The sequence below is a fragment of the Kribbella sp. CCNWLW201 genome, assembly GCF_037203805.1.
In the GTDB taxonomy this organism is placed as follows: domain Bacteria; phylum Actinomycetota; class Actinomycetes; order Propionibacteriales; family Kribbellaceae; genus Kribbella.
Map to the genome: position 1 here is coordinate 1 of NZ_JBBCBQ010000001.1, position 22671 is coordinate 22671.

Annotated in this window: 20 protein-coding genes and 1 tRNA gene; 9 read left to right on the forward strand and 12 right to left on the reverse strand. The window is 67.3% G+C overall.

Annotated elements, in window-relative coordinates; all coding sequences use genetic code 11:
* Positions 1-110: 110 nt before the first annotated feature.
* Entirely contained in the window at positions 111-1142 is a 1032-nt protein-coding gene (locus V9K99_RS00005) for a toll/interleukin-1 receptor domain-containing protein (RefSeq protein WP_337008326.1), read from the reverse strand.
* Positions 1143-2250: 1108 nt separating this feature from the next.
* Here V9K99_RS00005 and V9K99_RS00010 point away from each other — a divergent pair.
* Positions 2251-2340 (forward strand) — tRNA-Gly (locus V9K99_RS00010).
* A gap of 197 nt (positions 2341-2537) precedes the next feature.
* Here V9K99_RS00010 and V9K99_RS00015 read toward each other — a convergent pair.
* Positions 2538-3881, reverse strand: coding sequence for a sensor histidine kinase (locus V9K99_RS00015; protein WP_337008324.1), 1344 nt, complete (start codon positions 3879-3881; stop codon positions 2538-2540).
* Between the two features lie 43 nt (positions 3882-3924).
* Between V9K99_RS00015 and V9K99_RS00020 the strand changes: the two genes are divergently transcribed.
* From V9K99_RS00020 to V9K99_RS00030, 3 genes are read left to right on the forward strand one after another with little or no spacing between them, the layout of a single operon-like run.
* Positions 3925-4395: a hypothetical protein gene (locus V9K99_RS00020; protein WP_337008322.1), complete on the forward strand. Its 471-nt coding sequence runs from the start codon at positions 3925-3927 to the stop codon at positions 4393-4395.
* Between the two features lie 26 nt (positions 4396-4421).
* Positions 4422-5099, forward strand: a complete 678-nt coding sequence (locus V9K99_RS00025) for a response regulator transcription factor (RefSeq protein ID WP_337008320.1) — start codon at positions 4422-4424, stop codon at positions 5097-5099.
* A complete protein-coding gene (locus V9K99_RS00030; RefSeq protein WP_337008318.1) occupies positions 5096-5686 on the forward strand; it encodes a DedA family protein in 591 nt (196 codons plus the stop codon). The genes V9K99_RS00025 and V9K99_RS00030 overlap by 4 nt, the downstream gene beginning before the upstream one ends.
* 9 nt (positions 5687-5695) lie before the next feature.
* Here the strand turns inward: V9K99_RS00030 and V9K99_RS00035 are convergent, their stop codons facing one another.
* From V9K99_RS00035 to V9K99_RS00055, 5 genes are all read right to left on the reverse strand, one after another.
* A complete protein-coding gene (locus V9K99_RS00035; protein ID WP_337008316.1) occupies positions 5696-6136 on the reverse strand; it encodes a universal stress protein in 441 nt (146 codons plus the stop codon).
* The gene (locus V9K99_RS00040; RefSeq protein ID WP_337008314.1) at positions 6133-7605 is read right to left on the reverse strand and encodes an MFS transporter; all 1473 of its coding nucleotides are present in this window, start codon (positions 7603-7605) and stop codon (positions 6133-6135) included. The genes V9K99_RS00035 and V9K99_RS00040 overlap by 4 nt, the downstream gene beginning before the upstream one ends.
* A 22-nt stretch (positions 7606-7627) precedes the next feature.
* The gene (locus tag V9K99_RS00045) at positions 7628-8140 is read right to left on the reverse strand and encodes a copper chaperone PCu(A)C (RefSeq protein WP_337008313.1); all 513 of its coding nucleotides are present in this window, start codon (positions 8138-8140) and stop codon (positions 7628-7630) included.
* A gap of 16 nt (positions 8141-8156) precedes the next feature.
* Positions 8157-10070 (reverse strand): ATP-dependent zinc metalloprotease FtsH, encoded by a 1914-nt coding sequence (ftsH, locus tag V9K99_RS00050; protein WP_337008312.1) that lies wholly within the window; start codon positions 10068-10070, stop codon positions 8157-8159.
* A gap of 68 nt (positions 10071-10138) precedes the next feature.
* Positions 10139-10357 carry a hypothetical protein gene (locus V9K99_RS00055; protein WP_337008310.1) on the reverse strand — a complete coding sequence of 73 codons (219 nt, stop codon included), beginning with the start codon at positions 10355-10357 and terminating at the stop codon, positions 10139-10141.
* A gap of 123 nt (positions 10358-10480) precedes the next feature.
* Between V9K99_RS00055 and V9K99_RS00060 the strand changes: the two genes are divergently transcribed.
* Positions 10481-10648, forward strand: coding sequence for a hypothetical protein (locus V9K99_RS00060; RefSeq protein WP_337008308.1), 168 nt, complete (start codon positions 10481-10483; stop codon positions 10646-10648).
* A 162-nt stretch (positions 10649-10810) separates the two neighbouring features.
* On the opposite strand, the gene V9K99_RS00065 is transcribed toward V9K99_RS00060, so the two are convergent.
* Positions 10811-11131, reverse strand: coding sequence for a hypothetical protein (locus tag V9K99_RS00065; RefSeq protein WP_337008306.1), 321 nt, complete (start codon positions 11129-11131; stop codon positions 10811-10813).
* Between the two features lie 218 nt (positions 11132-11349).
* Between V9K99_RS00065 and V9K99_RS00070 the strand changes: the two genes are divergently transcribed.
* Positions 11350-12654 carry an adenylate/guanylate cyclase domain-containing protein gene (locus V9K99_RS00070; RefSeq protein WP_337008304.1) on the forward strand — a complete coding sequence of 435 codons (1305 nt, stop codon included), beginning with the start codon at positions 11350-11352 and terminating at the stop codon, positions 12652-12654.
* A 140-nt stretch (positions 12655-12794) separates the two neighbouring features.
* Here the strand turns inward: V9K99_RS00070 and V9K99_RS00075 are convergent, their stop codons facing one another.
* From V9K99_RS00075 to V9K99_RS00085, 3 genes are all read right to left on the reverse strand, one after another.
* Positions 12795-14174, reverse strand: a complete 1380-nt coding sequence (locus V9K99_RS00075; RefSeq protein WP_337008302.1) for an LVIVD repeat-containing protein — start codon at positions 14172-14174, stop codon at positions 12795-12797.
* A 92-nt stretch (positions 14175-14266) separates the two neighbouring features.
* Positions 14267-15652: an LVIVD repeat-containing protein gene (locus V9K99_RS00080; protein ID WP_337008300.1), complete on the reverse strand. Its 1386-nt coding sequence runs from the start codon at positions 15650-15652 to the stop codon at positions 14267-14269.
* Between the two features lie 390 nt (positions 15653-16042).
* Positions 16043-17902, reverse strand: a complete 1860-nt coding sequence (locus V9K99_RS00085) for a PA domain-containing protein (protein WP_337008298.1) — start codon at positions 17900-17902, stop codon at positions 16043-16045.
* A 594-nt stretch (positions 17903-18496) separates the two neighbouring features.
* On the opposite strand from V9K99_RS00085, the gene V9K99_RS00090 reads away from it, so the two are divergent.
* A complete protein-coding gene (locus V9K99_RS00090) occupies positions 18497-19237 on the forward strand; it encodes a class I SAM-dependent methyltransferase (protein ID WP_337008296.1) in 741 nt (246 codons plus the stop codon).
* Between the two features lie 35 nt (positions 19238-19272).
* Here the strand turns inward: V9K99_RS00090 and V9K99_RS00095 are convergent, their stop codons facing one another.
* Positions 19273-20406, reverse strand: a complete 1134-nt coding sequence (locus tag V9K99_RS00095) for an FAD-dependent monooxygenase (RefSeq protein WP_337008294.1) — start codon at positions 20404-20406, stop codon at positions 19273-19275.
* Between the two features lie 88 nt (positions 20407-20494).
* On the opposite strand from V9K99_RS00095, the gene V9K99_RS00100 reads away from it, so the two are divergent.
* On the forward strand, positions 20495-21940 hold the full coding sequence (locus V9K99_RS00100) for an MFS transporter (RefSeq protein WP_337008292.1): 1446 nt from the start codon (positions 20495-20497) through the stop codon (positions 21938-21940).
* Positions 21941-21967: 27 nt separating this feature from the next.
* Positions 21968-22546 (forward strand): TetR/AcrR family transcriptional regulator, encoded by a 579-nt coding sequence (locus tag V9K99_RS00105; protein WP_337008290.1) that lies wholly within the window; start codon positions 21968-21970, stop codon positions 22544-22546.
* The last annotated feature ends 125 nt before the right edge of the window (positions 22547-22671 follow it).

Consider the following 22671-nt stretch of genomic DNA (forward strand, 5'->3'; position numbering starts at 1 on the left):
CGGGGCGATGCGGGAGGACTGCCCGCCGTCTTGACACGTAACCGTCAGAGATGCTTCCACGCAACGTTTGCTGGACGTGCATATCGACCCCTATTCGATGTATTGGGAGTTCACTTCTGGCCGTCATCGAGTCGGTTGGCCAGCCGGTCGGCCAGGCGTTGTGCCACCTCCGGGGAAATGCGGTCTTCAAAGTCCTCGACGTGAATCGAATCCGAGTCTTCGAACGTTCCCTCGCCGTACGTATCACCGAGAGGGGATCTGATCTCAACCACGGGAAGCATCGAGGCGACAATGTGCATGAGCATCTCTCGGTGTTCTTCCAAAGACTCAAGCAGGGGGGGATCCTCGACTCCCGACGAAGCCAATAGGATGAATTGGAAAATGGATTCAGGCTCATCCCCTTCGAGTGGAAGATACTGAAAGACCTCTAGGAACGCCGCTGCTATGTGCTCCCATATCTCGATTTCGCTTGATGGCTGCGCATCTCTTTTGAAGCCATCGATCCACAGGTTCATCGTCATGGGGTATACCGACAGCAGGGCTGCCCGAATCAGGCGAATTCGGCCGATAAGGTTGTCAGGAAGTGTGTCATGTCGATACGGCGCAATCATCGCCTCAGTGACGCGCATCGTCCCTTTCTTGGCGCTGCGGCGGCTGAGTTCATAGGCTGCCCGTCGATGGATCCGTGTCAAAAGCTCAGGCTTTACAACCTCCAGAATTTCGACGCACGCGTCAAGTATGTGCTCGTCAGTCGGAGGTGAGGGTATTAGTACTGCGCGTTTTTCTGCCAAGGTCGGGCTGTATGCGAGAATGTCGTCGGCGTTTACCTTGTACCAAACTGGCAAGATGACCACCTCTCGTCCAGCAAGCTCTCGTGCAGTCAGCCCTCTCAACTCATAATCGGTCCACCTCTTCTCCAGGAACGATGGGGATATCACGACCACGCCGAATCTGGATCGCGAGAGGCCTATATCTATGATTCGCGACAGGCTGTCGCCGACCTTCAGCTCAAACTGATCCCACCATGTCTTAAGCCCGAACTGTGAGAGCAGGTTGACTAGGGGCCCGACCAACTCGTTTCGGTCTTCGCTCGCATATGAGATAAATAGGTCCCAATCCGACTGTCGGTCTTCAGGCGGCATCAGATCTCCTAAGTTCGTAGCTCACACACGCAGCTCAGATTATCGCAATCGGCCACTACCGGACCGCGTGCGTGCCGCGTTGATCGCGATCAAAACATTCGGAGCCGGCCATATATTCGCATCGCGCATCTGTCCAGCACCGGTCACAGCGACTCCATCGACGGACGCCCTCGGAGGCCGTACCGCTCCTCTGGCGCTTCGTGATCGAGAAGTACGGCACTAGGCCGCCGCGCGGACCACACCCCTGCAACCATGGTTGGCCCATGGGTTTCAATGCGAGCTGACACCAGAAGCCGACCGATAGCGAACCACGTAGCAGCCGCAGACCCCTGTATGACAAGGGATCTTGGCATCAACGGGTCATAACAGCAACCGACTGCGCAGAAAGCGGTGTTGAGGGGTTCACACGGGGTTGCAGGAGTGGTTGCAGTACGGAGGCGGTCGACAGCATCCGCAACCGTTCGATGCCCTGTAAACAAGGACTCTCCGTACCCTCGCGAACCGGGCCGTACGACTGATGACCAAGCTCCTCGTGGCCGCAACGCATTGGAGTCCCGGGACCCGGCGCGGCAGCCACAGTTGAGGGGACGGTCGCGCATGACTCGGCCGTGTTAGCCAGACGGGGTGAACCCTTCGGAGAGGTCGATCAGGAATGGTGGGCCTGGACTCTCGGCGTGCCACCCGCGCTCGACGGCGAACCGAATGGACCGAGCAACGTCGGATGGCAGGACCGCCACGGGCTGTTGACCGAGGAAGTTGGCGGGGTGCACTTGATTCGTCTTGACCACGAGTGTCGCCCCAGGGTGTTCTAGGCGCTCCACGGCGTAGGTGCACGGAGACCAACAAAGGCCCTGGCTGTAGGTCGGCCGGCCACGTAAATGCCACCGATAGGTCACACCGTCGACAGTGATCCGCCGTGAGCCTTTCCTGGGTAGCGTCATGCCCCTCCTTCGACTCGCCTGAGCGTAGCGAATGTCGATGAAGAACCCCCTGCGCACGGAGAGACTGTGTGCCCAACAGCCCACCAGATTGCCCACCTGTATGGACGCAAAAGATTGCCAATCGACGGGTACCGCCGAGCATCACCACAACGGCATATGCCCAGGTCAGGCTGTGGTTTTGGCAAGACTCGGAACACGCTGCTAACCGCGGATTCCCAATCCGCGGGTTGTGGGTTCGAGTCCCACGGGGCCTACCAACACAGGTCAGGGACCAGCTGCCCCGGCCGATGCGCGCTAGGCGACCTTTGAGCCCGCGGGTACGTGTTCGGCCGCCTTGACATCCTTGGGTCAGCCGTACGGCGGCTGACCCAAGGACCGCTCAGCCGGTCGTCACCTGTGATCCGCTTGCGCGCCAGAGCGCGCGCTGAAGGCCCGTCCGATGGTTGATCGCGGGTTAACCGAGCGGTAGTCGCGCGGTGATCACCGCGCCGCCGAGCGGCTCGCCGTTGCGTGCCTCGACCGTGCCACCATGGGCGGCAACCACTGCGCGGACGATCGCCAGACCCAGGCCAGCTCCGGACGACCCGGGGGTGCGGGCGTTGTCGCCTCGGACGAACCGTTCGAAGGCTGAGTCGATGACGGCGGGTGGGAACCCGGGTCCGTCGTCGGCGATCTCCAGTGCCGTGGTCGTCGCATCGCTGGTCACCCGCACGTGGACGGTCCTGGCTCCGGCAGCGGCGCTGTTGTGCAGCAGGTTGGTCAGCACCTGGCGGAGCCGATCGGGGTCCCCGTCAACGACCACGGGCTGGCCGAGAACCTCGATCCGCGATCCGAGCACCGGGCCCAGGCGCCGCGCCTCGCCGGTGGCCAGGTCGAGCAAGTCGACCGGCTCACGGCGAATGACGAGAGAGCCGGCTCGCTCGCGTGCGAGGAGCAGCAGGTCCTCGGCGAGCCGGGTCAGTCGTTCGGTCTCGCCGAGCGCCGCGACGAGCGAGCGCTCGACCTCGGCCGGTTCGCCGAGTGCGGACAAGGCGAGCTCGATCTCCCCCCGGAGCACCGCGATCGGGGTCCTCAACTCGTGGCTGGCGTCGTCGACGAAGGCGCGCTCCCGCTCGAAGGCGACCCGGAGCCGGCCGAGCATTCCGTCGAGGGTCCGTGCGAGTCGGGCGATCTCGTCATTGCCGGGTACGGCGGGCAGCCGGCGATCGGTTTCGACCGACGAGATCGCGGCCGCCTCACGGGTCAGGATGTCGACCGGCCGGAGTGCTGCCCGGACGACCAGCCATCCGGCGAGGCCGAGCAGGCCGATGAGCAGCGGTGCGGCCACGAGCAGGAGGGCCACCAAGCGCTCGCGGGCCGCCTGCAAGGGTTCCGCGGAGACGCCGACCACCAGGACCTCGCCCGATCCCAGCCGCCGCGGCAGGATCCGAACCTTCGACCGTTCGGCGTCGCCGCCGATCGAAAGCGATCGCGTCTCGGCGACCTCGCGTCGAAGGTCCCTGACGTCCGCCGCGCTGAGCAGTCTGCCCGTACCCAGGGATGCTGAGCCGGCCAGCAGGGTGCCGTCGGACGCGTACAACTGCGCCATCGGGTCACGAGCGACCACCCCGGTGTCCCCCGCTCGCAAGGCGGCCGAGATGTCGGAGCTGCGCGACGACAGGTCCTCGTCGAGAGCGGACGTCAGCTGGTTGTCCAGGGCGACGTACAGCAGAGCCAGGCACACACTGAGCACGACGGCCGCGCCGACCGTGAACACCAAGATCACCCGGCCCCGCAACGAGCCCGGCAGCAGTCGCATCCCTTTCACCGTCCTCTCATCCTCTCGGCCCGATCCTGGCACCGTGACCCCGGACACCACCCACTCGCCTCGCCCAGCGCGGTTGCGCAGCCGCGAACCGACCTGGAGTCTGCACCCCGGGGTCCGGTCGTACGACGGGCTGACCCGGCGTGAACGGGCCACGGACCTGGCCCGCGGCCTGCTGGGATCATGGACCGCCGCCACGGTAGGCGCGGGTCTGGCCGGGGTGGGGATCGTGCTCGCCGTACGACGCGACGCCGCCACCGGGACGACCGTCGTACTGTCCGGTCTCGTGGTGGTGGCGCTGTCCATCGTGCTGATGACCTCGAAACGCCTCGACGACACCGCGGCCGAAGTCGCGCTGTACGGTCTCGAGTCGGACCGCCGGGCGGCTGTTGCCATCGAGGAACTCCGGGACGAGGTCGAGCGACTGCGTGGTGACCTCGCGCGGCTCACCGCCCGGGTGCAGACCTCGGTGCGGCCGTTCGACGAGGCGGGTGAGCCGCAGCCATGAGGCAACCGAGTTCTACGCTGACAGGTATGCGGCTGCTCGTGGTGGAGGATGATCCCGGCATGGCCGCCTTGCTGGTCCGCAGCCTGCAGCGGGAGGGGTACGCCGTCGATGCCGCGGCCACCGGGGCGGACGCACTGTGGAACGCGCTCGAGAACGACTACGACGCCGTGGTGCTCGACGCCATGATCCCCGCACCGGACGGCTTCGAGGTCTGTCGCCGGATGCGGGCCGAAGGCCGGTGGGCGCCCGTCCTCATGCTGACCGCGCGGGACGCCGTACCGGACCGTGTCCGTGGCCTGGACTCGGGTGCCGACGACTACCTCACGAAGCCGTTCGCTCTTGCGGAGCTGTTCGCCCGGGTGCGGTCGCTCACCCGGCGAGGGCCGCTGGAACGTCCCGTCGTCCTCCAGGTCGGCGATCTGACCCTGGATCCGGTGTCTCGGATCGTCCGGCGAGGTGAGGTCGAGGTCGCACTGTCCCCGAAGGAGTTCGCGCTTCTCCAGGAACTGATGCGCAGGCCGGGCGAGGCACTCAGCCGGACCTACCTGATCGACCACGTCTGGGACTTCGCGTACGACGGCGGGTCGAACCTGGTCGACGTCTACATCCGCTACCTCCGCGACAAGGTGGATCGCCCGTTCGGCCGGGACACCATCCACACCGTCCGCGGCGCGGGGTACCGACTCGATGCCGACGCCGAATGAGCAGCCTACTCCGCGAGTTGGCGAGAGTGCCGCCCTGGGCACTGCTCCTGGTGGTGTTCGCCTTGCCCGCGCTCGAGGCCTCGACTCTGCTGGGTGTCGTGATACCGGCGGAGATCGCCGTACTGCTCGGCGGAGTCTTCGCACACGAGGGACGAGTGCCGCTGCTCGCCGTGATGGCGGCCGCGGCGCTCGGCGCGGTCGTGGGCGACAGCATCGGATATGCCGTCGGCACGAAGCTGGGACCGCGCCTGTTCTCTCGTGCGTCCGACACGACGCGGCGGCGTCTGGACCGTGCGCAGGCGTTCGTCCAGAGGTACGGCGGTCCCGCCGTACTGCTCGGTCGTTGGGTGGCGCTACTGAGGGCGCTGGTCCCCTCGGTCGCAGGCGCCAGCGGGTTGCCCTACCGGCGTTTCGTCGCGTACAACGTGGCCGGCGGGACGCTGTGGGCCGTCACCGTAGCCGGCATCGGGTTCCTCGCCGGTGCGGCCTACGCGCGAGCCGAACGTTACCTCGGCTGGTCCGGCGTACTGATCGCGATGGTCGTCGTGATCGTCGCGCTGATCATCAGACGCCGGCACCGCCGATGAGGTAGCCGGTTACGCGGCCCTGGGTGGGATGACCACGACTGGGCAGGGCACCCGGAACACCAGTTGGGGCGCGAGCAGGCTGGCCTTGGCGCGGGTCAGGTCGGTCGGGCGAGGCGGGTCGAGCACGAGCAGGTCGGCGTCATGTGCAGCGGTCAGCAGGACCGCGAGCGCCGGCCCATGCACCGCGAGACAGCAGGCGGCGTTCCCGGGGCCGAGGGCATCGGCGACCAGCTTGGCGAGCTTCGCATCGGCATCGGCCTGGGCGTCGGCGGGACTGAGGCTCAGAGCCACCGGCGGCCGGGCGGCGGGAGCAGCCGGTGGCCGCGCGGCTCGCCACGCCATCACGGCGCGCAGGCGCGCGTGGCGGAGCCTGGCCTCGTCGGCGGCCCATCTCAGCGCCTCCTTCGAGCCTGTCGCCGGATCGACCGCGACGACGATGAATCCACTCATGAGGTGACCTCCCGATGGTTGGTGGTTGCCGACAAGGGGGTGGCGATGTCCTCGAGCGACCGGCGCTCGGCGTCGACGCCGAAGTACCAGGCGATGACGCCGCCCGCGATCATGATCACGGCTCCGATCACGTACCCCCAGGTCAGCGGGTTCCGGTCCGGGACCGCGCTGTCGCCGGTGCCGATGAGGTGTCCGAACAGGAACGGCGCGACGACTCCCCCGGCACCTTGTGAGATGGCGAAGAAGAACGAGATCGCTTGGCCACGGAGCTCCAGCGGGAAGATCTCGCTCACGGTCAGGTACGCCGACGACGCGCCGGCCGAGGCGAGGAAGAAGATCGCGCACCACAGGGCGGTCTGCGTGGTGGCGTTGAGGAGTCCCGCCTGGAACAGATACGCCGATGCCAGTAGCAACAATCCCGAGACCCCGTAGGTGAACAGGATCATCCGGCGCCGGCCGATCGTGTCGAACAGGTGCCCGATCAGCAGCGGCCCGAGAAGGTTGCCGAGGGCAAACGGGAAGAAGTAGTAGCTGGTGTGCGCCTTCGGCACGCCGTAGAAGTGCTGCAGGACCAGGGCGTAGGTGAAGAAGATCGCGTTGTACAGGAAGGCCTGGGTGACCATCATCGAGAAGCCGAGGAACGACCGCGACGGATAGTCGCGAAGGAACACCTTCGCGATCTGCAGGTAGGAAACCCTGTCGACGGGCGTGATCTCCACCGCCAGCCGCTCCGGGACCGGCGAGAGCACGGCGCCCCGGGACGCTGCCCGGCGCTCGATCTCCGCCACCGTGCGCTCCGCCTCTGCCTGCCGTCCGTGGGTCATCAGCCAGCGTGGGCTCTCCGGGAGCGTCCGGCGCAGGAAGATGATGACCAGGCCGATCACCGGCCCGAGGAAGAAGCCGATCCGCCAGCCCACGTTGGTGGGAAGGTGGTCGGACAGCAGGTACAGGTTGGCCACGGCACCGAGCGCCGCGCCACCCCAGTACGTGCCGTTCACCGCGATGTCGACCCGGCCGCGGTAACGCGACGGGATCAGCTCGTCGATCGCGGAGTTGATCGCCGTGTACTCACCGCCGATTCCCATCCCGGCGATGAACCGGAAGACCAGCAGGAACCACAGACTGAAGGACAGACCGCCGATCCCGCTCGCCACCAAGTAGACGCCCAGCGTGACCATGAACAGCTTCCGGCGGCCGAGCCGGTCGGTGATCCGCCCGAAGAACAACGCGCCCAGCACCTGGCCGGCAAGGTACACCGAGCCGACGGCGCCCACCGCGCCGGCGGACAGACCGAGCGTGCTCTGGTAGCCCGCCTGCGACACGATCTGGATCTCCAGCCCGTCCAGAATCCAGGAGACACCGAGCCCGATCACCACCAGCCAGTGGAACCTTGACCATGGCAACCGATCCAGCCGGGCCGGCACCAGACTCCGAACCGGACCGGTGGCTGTCGTTTCCGCGATACTCATCTCGCTCCTCTCTACGGCCGGCTCAGGCCGAGGTGGAAGGGTCTTGCGGCTCTGGTACGGCGAGGGGCCCGACGACTGCCCGCACGGTCACCGGAGCGGCCCGGGCGAACCGCAGGGTCACCGGGATGTACGTGCCGGCGGTGAGCGACGTACGCAGACTCTCGAGCTCGACACCGGTGTGCGACTCGAGATCGACGAAGCCGTCGACCGGCAAAGCGATACCGGCCACCGGGTGACCGTCCTGCTCCAGCACGGCTCGCTCGGCGATCGGGGCCGAGACACCGACGAGAGCGTCGGCGGTCGTCGCGGACGTGTTCGTGATCGCCAGCCGCAACGGCGCGCTGCCCCCGGCGGGGATTCCGTGTGGTCCGTCGATCCAGAGGTCGTCGATGACGACCCGCGCCGACTTCGCGTCGACCCCGCCGCCCGGAAGGTCCTGGAAGGGTGGATACCAGCCGCAGCCGGCCAACGTGAGCATCGCCAGCAGCACTGGCAGCCAGCGAATCGTTCTCCGGCCGAGCGTGATGATCCTCATGGTTTCTCCTCTCGCCTCAGGCGACTCGCGTCGGCGGACGGCGGACGATGTCGTAGACGACCGCGCCGTCGACTGTCTCGTCCTGCAGCAGCCGCTTGCTCAGTCGGTCGAGTGATGCGCGATGGCGCTCGAGCAGCAGATCGGCCTGGTCCTCGGCGGTTCGCAGCACACGCGCCACCTCCAGATCGACCTGCCGCTGGGTCGCCTCGGCGTACGGCCTGTCTCCGCCCTCGGCGCTGCCGGTAGCCGACGGCGCGGTGGGATAGGCGACCGGCCCGAAATCCTTCGAGAAGCCGTAGTCCCGGACCATTCGCAGCGCGAGGTCGGTCGCCCCGGCGAGGTCGTCCGCCGCTCCGGTCGAAGGCTCCCCGAACACGAGGATCTCGGCCGCGCGGCCCGCCAGGCGAACCGCCAGCGACTCCCGCAGATACTGCTCGGTGTACAGCCGGCGTTCGTCGGCCGGAAGCTGATGGGTCGCGCCCAGCGCCAGACCGGTGGGGAGGATGGTGATCTTCGAGACCGGGTCCGCGGTCGGCGACAGGGCCGCCACCAAGGCATGGCCGGCCTCGTGCACAGCAACCCGCAGCCGCTCCTCGGGAAGCAGCGCGGCACCGTCACGACGACCGAGGATGAGCCGTTCCCGCGCGTCCTCGAAGTCGGCCGGCCGCAGTTCACCGCGACCGTCCCGAGCGGCCCGGAGCGCCGCCTCGTTCACCAGGTTCGCCAGGTCAGCGCCGCTGAAGCCCGGCGTACCGCGCGCAACATCCATCAGATCGACGTGTCCGGTCAGCACCTTGTCGCGCGTGTGGACGCCGAGGATCTGTGCCCGCTCGGCCAGCACGGGCAACGGAACCTGCACCTGCCGGTCGAACCGGCCGGGCCGGAGCAGCGCGGGATCGAGGATCTCCGGCCGGTTGGTGTTGGCCAGGACGACGACCGAACCGCCCTGGGTGAAGCCGTCCATCTCCGCCAGCAGTTGGTTGAGGGTCTGCTCGCGCTCGTCCTGTCCGCCGAAGCCGGTCACGCCGCGCCGGCCACCGATGGCGTCGATCTCGTCGATGAAGATGATGGCCGGACCGTTGCGCCGGGCATCGGCGAACAGGTCGCGGACCCTGGACGCGCCGAGACCGACGAACATCTCCACGAAGCTGCTGCCGGTGACCGCGTAGAACGGGACCTCCGCCTCCCCTGCCACCGCCCGCGCGAGCAGCGTCTTGCCCGTTCCGGGTGGGCCGACGAGCAGCACCCCGCGCGGACCTCTCGCGCCCACGCGCCGGTAACGCTCCGGATGCTGCAGGAAGTCGACAACCTCCCGCACCTCCTCCTTCACCCCGTCGTAGCCGGCGACGTCGTCGAACCGCGTGCTTGGCCGCTCGGCCTCCGTCACCCGGGCCGGCTTGCCCCGCAGGAGGCCGCCCAGCCCGCCGCCCGACCCCAGGCTCCGTCCGGTCCGGCGACCGAACCAGACGAAGGCGCCGATGAGCAATAGCGTGGGCAGCAGGGAATCGATCAGTTGCCGCAGCGTGTCGGTAGCCTGCTCGGCCGACACCTGCACGCCGGCGTTCTCCAGGCGGTTGGCCAGATCGTCAGTGGTCAGCGCCCACGTCGGCGCCTGGGTGGCGAAACGCGCGCCACCCGTGAGCGTCCCGGAGATCTGCCCGTCGGTGCCCACGGCGACCGCGGACACCTTGTGGGCCTGGACGTCCGCCAGAAACGCGCTGTAGGTCAGCGATTCCGTCTGTGCCGCGGCGATCACTCCAGGCCCGAAGAAGAGCACCGCGAAGAGGCCCAGGGCAACGATGAAGTGCCAGGGCCGCCAATGCCGGCCAGGCGCCGGCGGGGGCGAGGACCGCCGTTCGTCATCGGGAGTCGAAGAGGCCGGTGGCCGGCTGAACGGGTGCCGCTCGGTCGCGGGATCGGCTGTTGGCATGGTCTGCTCCTTCGGGTCGACGCCGGGTACGGCGTCGCAATCAACCCTGCCGACGAGTTCATGAGAACTCAGTGAAAGCGCCGTACCGAACCACGCAGTGGTGCACCAGTCATCCAGCGGGGTTGTTCGCGTCGCCGAACCGTCGCGTCCCTGGCAGGCGTCCACGCCGCGTGGTCCGATCCGGTCATCGTGACCAGGCAGAACTCGGCGCTGTTCTCCGACAAGGAGCAGATCTGGGCCGACAACGCCGCCTCGAGCGACTTCTTCGGCAACGTGTACGTTTGCAACGTCGGCTTCCGGGGGTGTTGGTTCCAGCGCGCCGGAACCCGTGCTGTTCGCGGCGTCCAGCGACGGTGGGCTGACCTGGCGGGCCAAGCAGCTTTCTCCCGCGACGAACAACGCCCAGACCGGTGGCCGGCAGGGCTGCGCGATCCGGACCGACAGCGACGAACATCGGGCAGTTCGACCCGGTGCAGGGCCGGTTCACCATCGACGGCGTCGCCGGCACCGCCTGCCCGCCGACCTTCGGCAACACCGACATCTGGGGCATCGCCGTAGCAGACCCCACGGCCGACTGACTCTTGCTCGCAGTACGACGTTCCGGAGACCCGGCACGGAGGAGGCATCTCAACAAGCTACTGAGTCGGGAATTGGACGGATACCTTGGTTTCACAGCGCTCAAGGTCTCCGGAGACCTTGAGACTGCTCAGGCCCCGGCGTTGCGGGCCGGGCTCAGCACCTCAGTCGGCAGGTTTCTCTGCGAGCAATGAGATGCTCTTCACGCCGTACCGAACGCTGGCATCGCGAGCCCGCTCGGAGAGGAACTCGTAGGGGTTGCGCCACATCGCCGTAACGGTCAGCCCGGAGGCCTCGATCATCCGCTGATACGCGTCCTCCTGCGCGGCTCCGCCGATGCACGCGGCCCACAGATCGACGTCGCAGACAATCGACTCCTTGAGCTGCCGCCCGGTGACGATGTCGGCGACCGCCAGCCGGCCGCCTGGCCTCAACACCCGGGCGGCCTCGGCGAATACCCGCGCCTTGTCGCGCTTGGTGAGCATCGCGGGGGCTCCCAGTCTGAGAAACCAGGCCGGCCGGATCCTCGACCCGGCCACCGCCGGCGCCCTGTCAGCGGGCCTTCTCGTCATGTACCTCACCGGCCTGTTCGCCGCGACTTGATCGGCGAAAGAGGAACGTCCAGCGGTGCAGCACTGGGCAGGTCCTCGCGGTGCCTGTTGCGGAGGATGCCGCCAGCCGATCGCACGCATACGATCCTTCCGTGACCGGGTCCTGGTTCCAGGCTGGTGTCCGCGGGCGCGGCCCGGGGCGGGCTGTCGTCCGCCGGTTGGAGCGGCTGGCCGATCTCGGCGCCCGGCGGGAGGACTCCCAGGACGAGCGGCTCCGGCAGGGGACGCTCATCTTCGGGTCGGTCGTGATCGCCCTGCTCTCCACGGTCTGGGTGAGCACGTACCTCGCGTACGGCGACCCGGTCTCGGCGGCGATTCCGGGCAGCTATCAGGTGATCACCGTCATCGGGCTGGTCGTGCTGGCTCGGACGCGGCGTTTCGGCATGTTCCGAACCACCCAGCTCGCGGCGTTCCTGGTGCTGCCTGCCTTGCTGCAGGTCTCCCTCGGCGGCTTCGTGGCCTCGAGCGGGATGATCCTGTGGGCAGTGGTCACGCCGCTGGTGGCGCTCGCGATGCTCGGGCTCCGGCGCTCCGTGCCGTGGCTTGCGGTGTGCCTGGTCGAGTTGGTCCTGCTCGGCCTGGCCGACGCCCGGCTCGCAGGCTCCCCAGCGGCGCTACCGACCGGCTTCGTGGTCACGTTCCTGGTGCTGAACATCGCAGGCGTCATGGTGAGCGCGTATGTGATGCTCGGCTACTTCGTGGAGCAGCGGGACCGCGACCCCCGGGAGCTCCAACTGGAGCGGGAGAGGTCGGAGCGGCTGCTGCTCAACGTGCTGCCGGGGCCGATCGCCGAGCGCCTCAAAGCCGAGCCGGGCGTGATCGCGGAGCGCCACGACGCGGTGAGCGTGCTCTTCGCCGACATCGTCGGCTTCACCGCTCGGTCTGCGGCGATGGCGGCGGAGGATGTCGTGGCGCTGCTGGACGAGGTGTTCTCCGCGTTCGACCGGCTCGCCGACGCCGCAGGCGTTGAGAAGATCAAGACGATCGGGGACGCGTACATGCTGGTCGGCGGGCTGCCGGTGCCGCGGCCGGATCACCTGGCGGCGGTCGCCCGTACCGCGCTCGCGATGCGCGACGAGATCGCCCGGATCGCCGCCCGCCCGGGCCACGGCTGGCTCGCGATCCGGATCGGGATCGACTCGGGACCAGCAGTTGCCGGCGTGATCGGACGGCGCAAGTTCATCTACGACCTGTGGGGCGACACCGTGAACATCGCGAGCCGGATGGAGTCCCACGGACGGCCCGGGGAGATCCAGGTGACCGCGCGGGTGGCCGCCGCCGTCGGCCCGGAGTTCGCCGTACGCCCACGCGGCACCATCGAGGTCAAGGGAAAAGGTCCGATGCAGACCTTCCTCCTCGATCGGCCCGAGCACCCGCCGACGGCACAGTCCCCCTAGAACGCACCGCACCTCGACGTCCGGTGCCCAACGTCTGCGGCCGGCCGTCGACCTGATGGCGGATTCATGGATGGAAGAGGCCTGCCTCGGTTAGCTGTGGGCGGCCGGGCCCGCGGTGCGGCGGGCCCGGTTGACTGGGATCACGGGAGTGAGAACTCCTGCGTTTGTGGGTTGAGGTGGCCGAGGCGAATCGCGCCGGCCGTCGTGTCACCGCTGAGCCGGAAGACGTTCAGGCCCTCGGTGATACTCGATTCGTAGATGAAGTTGTTGTACCAGTACGACGACCAGGCGCCACCCAGGTCGGGCGGCGAGATGGCGGGCGGGTCGGACCAGCCCACGGTGACCGGGTTGGCCGGATCGGTGAAGTCGGTCACCCAGGTGCCGGCTTGGTAGTGCCCACCGACCGCGACGTACCGGCCGCTGCGCAGCGGCACGATGTTGTAGTTGTGGATCGTGCAGTTCTCGCCGACACCGTCCTGGCCTCGGGGCAGCGTCCACTGGCCGAGCTTCGCACCGGTCGTGCCGTCGTAGAAGAACATGCTCTTGTCGACAGCGGGGTCAGTGGTCTGGCACTCCGGCTCGGCGCCGCCACCGGGCTCCCATCCCGCCGCGATGACCTTGCCGTCCCAGGTGAAGATGGTCGAGTGCCAGCGGCCGTTCGTGCCCGCCTGGCCGACACCTGGTTCGGTGATCGTGAACAGGAGTTCGGGGTCTTCGGGGCTGCCGCCCGGCGTGCTGTTCGCGCCGATGTCGAAGACGTTGATGGTGTCGGCGCTTGCGCAGACCACCTTGTTGACGCTGCCGAGGATCGCGCCGGCGTCGTGGCATCCGGTCCGCACGTCCGTCGTCGGCCCGGCCAGCGGCTCGCGATGGATCAGGCTCGCGGCGGCGGGATTGTCGACCGGTACGGCGATGACGTCCATGAAGTCACCGACGGGGTCGTCCAGCGCCCGGGTGCCGTCGACACAGCCCGCGCTGCTCGAGTTGTTGCTGTAGACGATCAGGCGTCCCTGTGAGACCCCCGCGCCGGTGAGGGTGTGCGATCCACAAGGAAGCGAGACCGAGGCGACGAGCGCGGGATCGGCGAGGTTGCTGATGTCGAAGACGTGCACGCCTTCCCATCCGGCCGGTACGGTCTGGCCGTCGCACAGGCGGGGCGTGGTCTTCTTGGAGTTCCACGACCGGACCAGGATGTCGCCGCGGACGTAGATGTCGCCCTGGTCCCCGTTGCACCGCTGGTGCAGGAGCTCCTGCGGTGCCTCCGGGTCGGAGATGTCGATCACCCGGAAGCCGTCGTAGTTGCCATGGAACGCCAGCTTCCCGCGGAACGCGATGTCGGAGCTGATGTGACGCACGCCGTCCGGGTCTCCCAGGAACGTCGCCGGGTGCGGGCTGTGCCCCAGGGCGTGCATGTTCGGAGTGTGCGGGTTGGTCCCATGGTCGGCCACCGCGGTGGCCGGGACGATCAACATTCCGGCGCTCAGTAGCGCGCCGAGGACGAGACGAGTGTGCCGTGACATGGCTGGATGCCTCCTGACGTGGTGGTAGAGGTGTCAGGCACAGGCCGGCAAGGCCGGCTCCGGCTGTCCGGAGCCGGCCTGCGGTCGTTCAGTCAGCGGAAGAGGACTTCCTGGGTCTGTGGGTTGTCGCGGTTGAGGTTCGCCGCACCGGCCAGCGCCGGATGGTCGATCGAGAACACGTCGACGCCACGGTTGATGTCGTTTGCGTAGACGAACCCGTTGTGCCAGTACGACGACCAGGTGTTCGCGGCGATCGGATCGCCGGCCCGGTAGAAGGCGATCTCGACCGGGTTCGCCGGATCGGTCAGGTCGGCGACCGTCGTACCGCCTGTGTAGGCGGCCGATACGAGGATGTCCCGGTCCACACCGGGTACCAGGTTGAAGTTGTGCATCGTGCAGACGCCCGTCTCGGCGCGTGGCAGCTTGTAGTGGCCGAGTTCCGCACCGGATGCGACGTCGTAGATCCACACCGCTCCGGTCGTCGGCGGGTCCTGTGCGCGGCACCGCGGGATGACGCCGCCGCCTGCCTCGTCACCGAACACGACCCGCTCACCATCCCAGGTGAACGCCGCCGAGTGCCAGGCACGGACCTCTTCGGTCGTCAGGGTGTGCAGCACTCTCGGGCTGGTGGGATCGCTGATGTCCCAGATCTGGCCCACGCTGAGGCATGCCGCCGCCGCGAGCTGAAGCGGCTTGAGGATGGAGAAGTCGTGGCAGCCCCTGGTGTCCAGCAGCGAGCCCGGCGGCAGCAGATCGTCGAGCTCCAGACGAGACGGATCAAACGTCGGCACGTCGGTCGTCGGCGGTGTCGCGACCACCTGGGCCTTTTCAGGGTTGTTGACCGCGACGTGGATCACTGAGATCTTGCCGTGGTCCTGCTGGCAGTGCGGCCCGATCGAGCCGGGCGTCAGGCCGTACGACGCGACGTAGATGAACACGCTGTTCCGGCCGGCCGGAACGAGCGCGTGGGTGTGCGACCCGCAGTCCGTGCGGACCGACGCGAGGTGTTTGACGTTGGCCGGGTCCCGTACGTCGAAGATTCGCACGCCCTCCCAGGCGGCCGGGTTGGCGGCCGTGGTGTTGGCGCTGTCGCAGGTGGGCTTGGTCTGCGGCGTGTCGACCGACGAGAACAGCAGGCCGTTGTAGATCGACACGTCGCCTTGGCCGCCGTTACAGGGGAAGAACCTGACCTGCTGCGCGGCCGCTGGGTTGGAGATGTCGATGATGCGGAAGCCGGTGAACGTCCCCGCATAGGCGTACCGGCCCTCGAACGCCAGATCTGACTGGGTCGCCGTATCGACCTTGGGCAGGTTCTTCAGCAACGTCATGTTGTCGCTGTGCAGATCCGGGGCACCACCGCCTGTAGGCGGATGCGTCCCGAGATCGTGTTCCGGATCATGTGCGCCGGCTGAGATCGGGACGAGCATCAAGCCCGCCACCGCCGTCCCGATCGTCAGGAGGCGCCATCGCCGCCTCATGTTCGCTCCTTCCGAACATGCAGTAGCGCTGCCGCCACTGCCCGTGAAGGGTGGATGCGATTGCGACAAGGGTCAACCTGTGAGGTGCTCCGCCCCCACCCCCTGGAGTGGTCGGCCGACAGGCCGACATGGACTGGTCTCCCCCGAGGCCGGTCGGCGGTCGGCGGCCCACCCCACCGAGAGAAACGCTCGCGGACTCACCGAGCCCCGACCTCTACCGACGATCCGCACACCATTCCGCGATGTCAACGGCTGGGGTCCCTGATCGACGCCAGCTATTGCGCGTCAGTGCGACGACCACGTGTTCGCGCCGTGCGGATCGTTGTGCCCGACCTCGACCGGGCCCGGCCACCGAGGTGACCGGGTCCACGGTGTATTGGATCGGCTGAATCAGCCGTTGAACTTGAAGATCCAGAGGCCGCTGTCACGGTCGCTGGCTGCGACGTATTCCTGCCCGTTGCGCTGGAACACCTGGACGCCCCAGAAGTTGTTGCCGGCAGGGTCGATGTAGTGACCCTTCTCGACGATCTCGTTGCCCTCGATCTCCGCGACGCGGAAGCCGCCGGAGTAGTAGGAGAAGTACAGGCGATTCGCGACCTGGTGCGACGTCGCCACCTCGTGCACCGACAGATCGCCGAAGCCGTTCGCGAACGCCGGGTCGTGCGCCTCGGGGATGGCGTACGTGTCGAGTTCGGCCATCTTGCCGTTCTGGTTCCGGAACAGGTGCACGTAACCCCAACCATCGAAGTACGACGAGAACGTGAGCGTGTCACCGGTCGATCCGATGACGATCGGGGCCAGTTGCGTTCCGTCGCCGGCGAGGCAGGCGGCGTCGTCGTACGCTGCCCCGAAGATGGCGAAGCCTTGTTCGCGAGGTGCTACCCCGAAGGTCGGGATGTCACCTACCACGTCCATGCCCGGGGTCTGGTTGCACGCGTCCGATGCGGTCCGGTTGAAGATCAGGACCGCCGCGTATCCGCCTGCCCTGATCACGTTGGCGACCTTCTCGGTGAAGGTGCAGACTCCCCTCTCGACGACGGCGATCTGCGTGCCGTTGCCCGCGGGCACCGCCGGGTCGGTGTTGCATGCGCGGCCGACGAACTTGGCCTGCCCGGTGATGATCTGGCCGTCTTCCAGCTGGCGCGTGTTGTTCCCCTGGCCGGCGTTGATCTCCGTGCCGTCGGTGACGTTACGGGCGCTCACAGCGAACGGTCCGAAGTCCTCATCCGCTCCGATGACGTACTGGTTGTCGAGGGTGAACTCCGCCTGGTGCCCGTTGCCCTCCGGGGGCACGATGAAGCCGCTTTCGGCCGCCTCCGGATCCGGATTGGTGAAGTCGGTGTCACCGAGATACACGGGATTGTGTACGTCGGTCATGTCGACCTTGACGTAACCGGCGTCCCAGTAGGACAGCAGCATGACCTGCCTGCCGCCGATCTCCTTCACGATCATGTCGTGCAGGAACACCTCGACCAGGTTGGCCGGCACAGACTGGAGGATCTGTGGGAACCTCTGGTCCAGGTCGTACTCCGCGGTCAGGAACGCCTTCTTCGGGTTGGTGATGTCGATGATGTCGACGTCCATGCCCTCCTCGTTGTCGACGATGACGGCGTAGGCCTTCTCGCCCGCGTCCCAGGCGAAGACGCTGTGGATCTCGTTGGCTGCCTTCTTGCCCTGCCCGTTGACGGTGAAGTCGCCGACTCCCTCTGCCAGCGGCGTCGGGCGCTCCGGGTTCGTGACGTCGTACAGGTTCATCCCGCCGAAGCCGGCATTGGCTCTGCACTTCTCGTTGTTGGACACCAGGAGGTCGCCGTTGAAATACGGTGTGTCGATGTGCAACGCCTGGATGCCCTCGCCGGGGTAGCTGCCTTCCTTGGCCTGGATGAAGGCAACTTCACGTGGGTTGGCGATATCGGCGATGTTGACCACGTGGACGCCGTTGTACTTGCAGGTGACGAAGCCCCACGCGGCAAGGTAGGCATAGTTGCCGAGGACACCGACGTCGGCGATCTTCTCCGGTACGACGTTCTTCAGCTTCAGCTTGCTGACGAGGTCGACATTGGCCGTCCTGCTGCCGGGCAGATGACCTGCGGTCTCTCCGTGCTGATGCGCGTCGCGCGGTCCGTCAGACACGTGCAGGCCACCGTCGGCCTCCGGCTCGGGATGCGCGGCTGCGATGCCGCCCATGGTTGTCAACGCCAGCGCGCTCACTACGGCGCAGACGAGACCTCGGTGCGATCTTCTGGGCATTGATGCCCCCTGAGCTCCGGCCCGCTGTAGCGGGCGTCTGGATCCCCGACGACCCGCAATGTCAATGGGGATCGCGTGGTCGACAAGACCGAGATCGCATGCCGACGGCGACGCGTCGAGAGGTTGCTGCCTCAAGCGCCGCTTGTGCACACGAACCTGCATCCGTCAGCGCACGCCAACGACGTGGAGGTCGACGTTGAGGTCGCTGAGATAGGTGAGCCCGCTGCCGAGGTGGCGGCTCGCAGCACGGCGATCGACCTGCACAGCGTTGTACGGGTTGTGCTGGACATGTTTCCCCACTCCGAACCGGCGGCCTCCACCCGCCGTACACCGCCGATGCTAGGAACCGCCGCTGGCCATGTCCATGCCACAGCATCGCCCTGTGCGCTCGGATTTCGCGGACAGTCCGCCGCCGGCTACGCCATGCCGCCAAGCAGCCGCAGGCTGTAGCCGGGCGTCCGTTTCAGGGCCGGGGGCAACCGTCTGTCCCGGAACCGTGGGCCACCGGAGTTCCTTGTCCTGATGTGGATACGAAGCTACTATCGCGGATAGTAGTTGGGGTCGAGAAGGGGATCATCAGTCACGGGGAGGGGCATGTCAGTTGCCAGCTTGGCGCGCCGCGGCATCAACGGCGCGCTGCGGCCTTTCGGCATTCAGGTGATCCGCGGCCGTAGCACCGATCCCGCGATTCAGTCGTTCCTGCCGGCGAGGAAGACCATTGCTGCCGCGAAGCGCGCCGGTCTGTCGGTCGGCGACTATCTCGATCAGTTCAGCGCGGAGCCACAGGCAACCGCTGCAGCGGTTGAGGCAATGCTGCACCTGAGTGGCCTGGGTGACCAGCTCGATCGCGTATGCGAGATCGGCCCCGGTTCGGGACGGTACGCCGAGAAAGTCATCGCAGCGCTGTCGCCCAAGCACTACGAGATCTACGAGACTGCGCCAGACTGGCGTCCGTACCTGCGCAGGCTGCCGAATCTGGTGGAACGGCCCGCGGACGGTCACACGCTGTCGGCCACGGCATCGGAATCGGTCGATCTCGTGCAGGCGTACAAGTTGTTCGTCTACATTCCGTTCACCACAACCGTCGGATACCTCTGGGAGATGGCGCGCGTCGTCCGTCCAGGTGGCGTGGTCGCCTTCGACATCGTGACGGAGGACTGCCTGGACGAGGATGCGACCAAGACCTGGGTCGCAGAGAACGCGGCGATCTATTGGGTGACTCCGCGCGCCTGGACCATCGAGCTGCTGGCGCGCCACGGCCTGACCTTGGTCGGCAGCCATTTCGAGCCCCTTAGTGGCGGCCGGTGCGAACTGCTCGTGTTCCGCAAGATGTAGACAGGTACGCCGAGGCCACGGCCGGCCGACCGCATTCACCCCCGCCACGTCAGCATGGGGCGGAGCGATCGCAGCAGCAAGCTAGGCGGCAAGAGTCTTGCGATGCCGTTGCGAAGCAGGACCGAAGGACGGCCCGACGACTGGGCGAACGCGCCGAAGATGCGTGATTGCCGGGCGATGGCCTGAGTGCGGCTGCGACGACGTACGTCGTACCTACGCAGACCTTCGTGCACATCGTCGGTCCCGTCGAGGGCTTCCGCGAGTTCGACGGCGTCCTCGAGAGCAGTGCCACCACCCTGACCGAGATCCGGCGTCATCGCATGTGCGGCATCACCGACCAGGGCGACCCGGCCCCTGACGTAGGTGGACAGTGGAGGCAGCCGGTAGATGTCGTGGCGCAGGATCTCCGTGCCGCTGACGCTGTCGAGCATGGCCGGGATCGGGTCGTGCCAGTGCCCGAACCGGCGCCGCAGTTCAGCAAGTTCGTCGGCGTACGTCTGGCCAGGCGGTGTGCTGGCGCCGAGATACGAGTAGATGGAACCGTCAGCCAGCGGGATGATTCCGACCCGCTCACCGGCTCCCCAGCTCTCACTGGTGGCGACCTCCAGGTGGAGGGGCGGCGTGATGAAGCGCCACGTGGTGTAGCCGGCATAGACCGGCGGCTTGGCCTCCGGCCAAAGTTTGGCCCGAACGGTACTGCGGACGCCGTCGGCGCCGACCAGTAGATCGGCCGTGTGCAGTACGCCGTCATGCTCGATCGTCACCTGGTCGTCGCCGGCCTCGACGCCGTCGACGAGAGCGTCGAGAACGATGGCGTCAGCCGATATGGCGGACTTCAGGATGTCCAGCAGGACCGGCCGCCTGATCATCACACTCGGCCCGTAAAGCTCCTCGATCGCAACGATGTCGGACCGGAACAGCCACCGCCCGCGGTCGTCACGGAACCCGGCGGCCGCCTCGATGCCGCCGAGCTCCCGGACCTGATCGCCGACACCCAGCAGGTCCAGGGCACGTACGGCGTTCGGCCAGAGCGAGATGCCGGCGCCGACCTCGCGCAACGCCGGGGCACGCTCGAGAACGGTGATCTGCCAGCCGCGCCGGTGCAGCGCGATCGCGGCAGCCAGACCGCCCAGGCCCGCCCCTGCGATCACAGCCCTCCGATCGGACATGGCTCCTACCTCCCTGAGAAATCCGCCTTGTGTGCCATACCCCTCTAAGGTATAAAACTATACACGAGTGTCAAATTTGGAGGTTCTGATGAGTCGCCAGCACACAACTGTTCCCGGCGAGGCAGAGCGAACGACGGATCGGCGGCGCTGGCTGACGCTGGTGCTGCTGGCGTTCGCGCAATTCATGCTGATCGTGGACATCACGGTGGTTCAGGTCGCGTTGCCGAGCATCGGCGACGACCTCGGGCTGGAACGGGAGGCGCTCACCTGGGTGGTGACGACCTACACATTGGTCTTCGGCGGCTTGATGATCCTGGGTGGCCGGCTGGCCGACCTTCTGGGCGCTCGCCGGACCCTGCTGACAGGGCTGACCGTCTTCACGGTGGCGTCGCTGGCGTCCGGGCTGGCGGGCAACGCGGAGGTCCTGATCGCCGGCCGGGCCGGTCAGGGGATCGGTGCGGCGTTGATGTCACCGGCCGCGCTGTCGATCCTCACCACCACGTTCCATGGCCGTGAGCGCAACCGGGCCCTGGGGGTGTGGGCGGCGATCGGCGGTGCCGGTGCGGCGATCGGCGTACTGCTGAGCGGCCTGCTCACCGCCGGGCCTGGCTGGGCGTGGGTGTTCTACATCAACGTGCCGATCGGTGTCGTGATTCTGGTCCTCATCCCACGCCTGGTGGGTGCGGATCAACCGCGGGAGCGCCAGAGCCTCGACGTACCTGGTGCAGCGTTGGTCACCGCGGCAACCGCCGCACTCATCTACGGGCTCGTCCACGCGGGTGACGCCGGCTGGACGTCGACGGGCACCCTCAGCGCGATCGCCGGAGCTGTTGTCGGGTACGCCGCCTTCGTGTTGACGGAGGCGAAGGTCGCCGTACCGTTGATGCGGCCGCAGACCCTGGCGCGGCGGCCGGTCGTGTCGGGGACGTTCCTGATGCTGGTCGCGACCGGGCTGCTGCTGGGCCTGTTCTTCCTCACGTCTCTCTATTTCCAGCATGTGCTGGGCTTCAGCGCCCTGAAGACCGGTCTACTGTTCCTTCCGGTGGCTGTGGCGATCACCGTCGGAGCGCAACTGGCGGCGCATCTGATCAGCCATGTCGGTGGCCGGATCGTGGCTGTGGTCAGCTTCGCGCTGGTCGCGATCGGAGCGGGTCTCCTGACGCAGATCTCGCCGGGTGACAGCGTGGCAACCTCGGTCCTGCCCGGCTTCCTGCTGGCGGCACTCGGCGTCGGACCGGTCTTCGTAACTGCCACCACTACCACGCTGGCGAACGTGCCTCCGGCGGAATCCGGGGTCGCGTCCGGTGTGGTGAACACGTTCCATGAGCTCGGCGGCAGCATCGGCGTCGCCGTCGTCTCGACCATCGCCGCAGCGAGCCTGTCCGCCAACGCGGCTGGGGACATTGCCGGGTTCACCGACGGCTACCTGGCCAGCGCGATCGCCGCGGCGGTCGCCGGCATCGTTGCTCTGCTCCTGGTTCCCGGCGGCAAGCCCCAGGCGGTCGCCGGCCACGGGCATGGCCACGGCCACTAGCTGGAGCCCGGTCCGTAGTCTTCCGACATGGCAGTGAACCAGCCACGCCGTCGCTCGGACGCCGAACGCAACGCCGAGACGATCCTTACCGTGACCCGCGGCCTGCTCGTCGCCGGCCCAGTGCCGACGATGAGCGAGGTCGCGGCCGCGGCGGGCGTCACCCGGCCGACGTTGTACGCACACTTCCCGACCCGCGAGCTCCTGCTGGAGGCCGTCGTACGGCGTGCCATCGAAGAGACCGACCAGATCCTGTCCGGCCTGGAACTCGGCACCGGCGACGTGGACGAGGCACTGGAGCGGCTGGTGCAAAGCTCGTGGCCGATCCTCGACCGGCACCGCAAGGTCCGGCTCGCCGCACTCGACCATCTCGGCCCCAGCACTCTGCGCGACCAGCATGACGCCGCTCTGCGCCACCTCGAGGAACTTCTCATCCGCGGCCAGAAGGGTGGCGTCTTCCGCACCGACCTCCCCCGCGAGTGGCTGATCGCCACCTTCTACGCCGTCCTGCACGCGGCCGCCGACGAGGTAGACGCCGGCCGATTGACCTCGGAGGCCGCGCCCGACGTCGTGATCGCCTCGCTGCGATCCCTGCTCCACAGCTCCTGATCCTGCAACCTGGGCGCCTGCCCTTGTGAAAATTACAATACCCCCCTATGGTATCCGGCACACAGCCAATTCTTAGGTGCAGGGGTTCGTGCGTTCATCGCATACCCCCTACGGGTTAGGGGTAG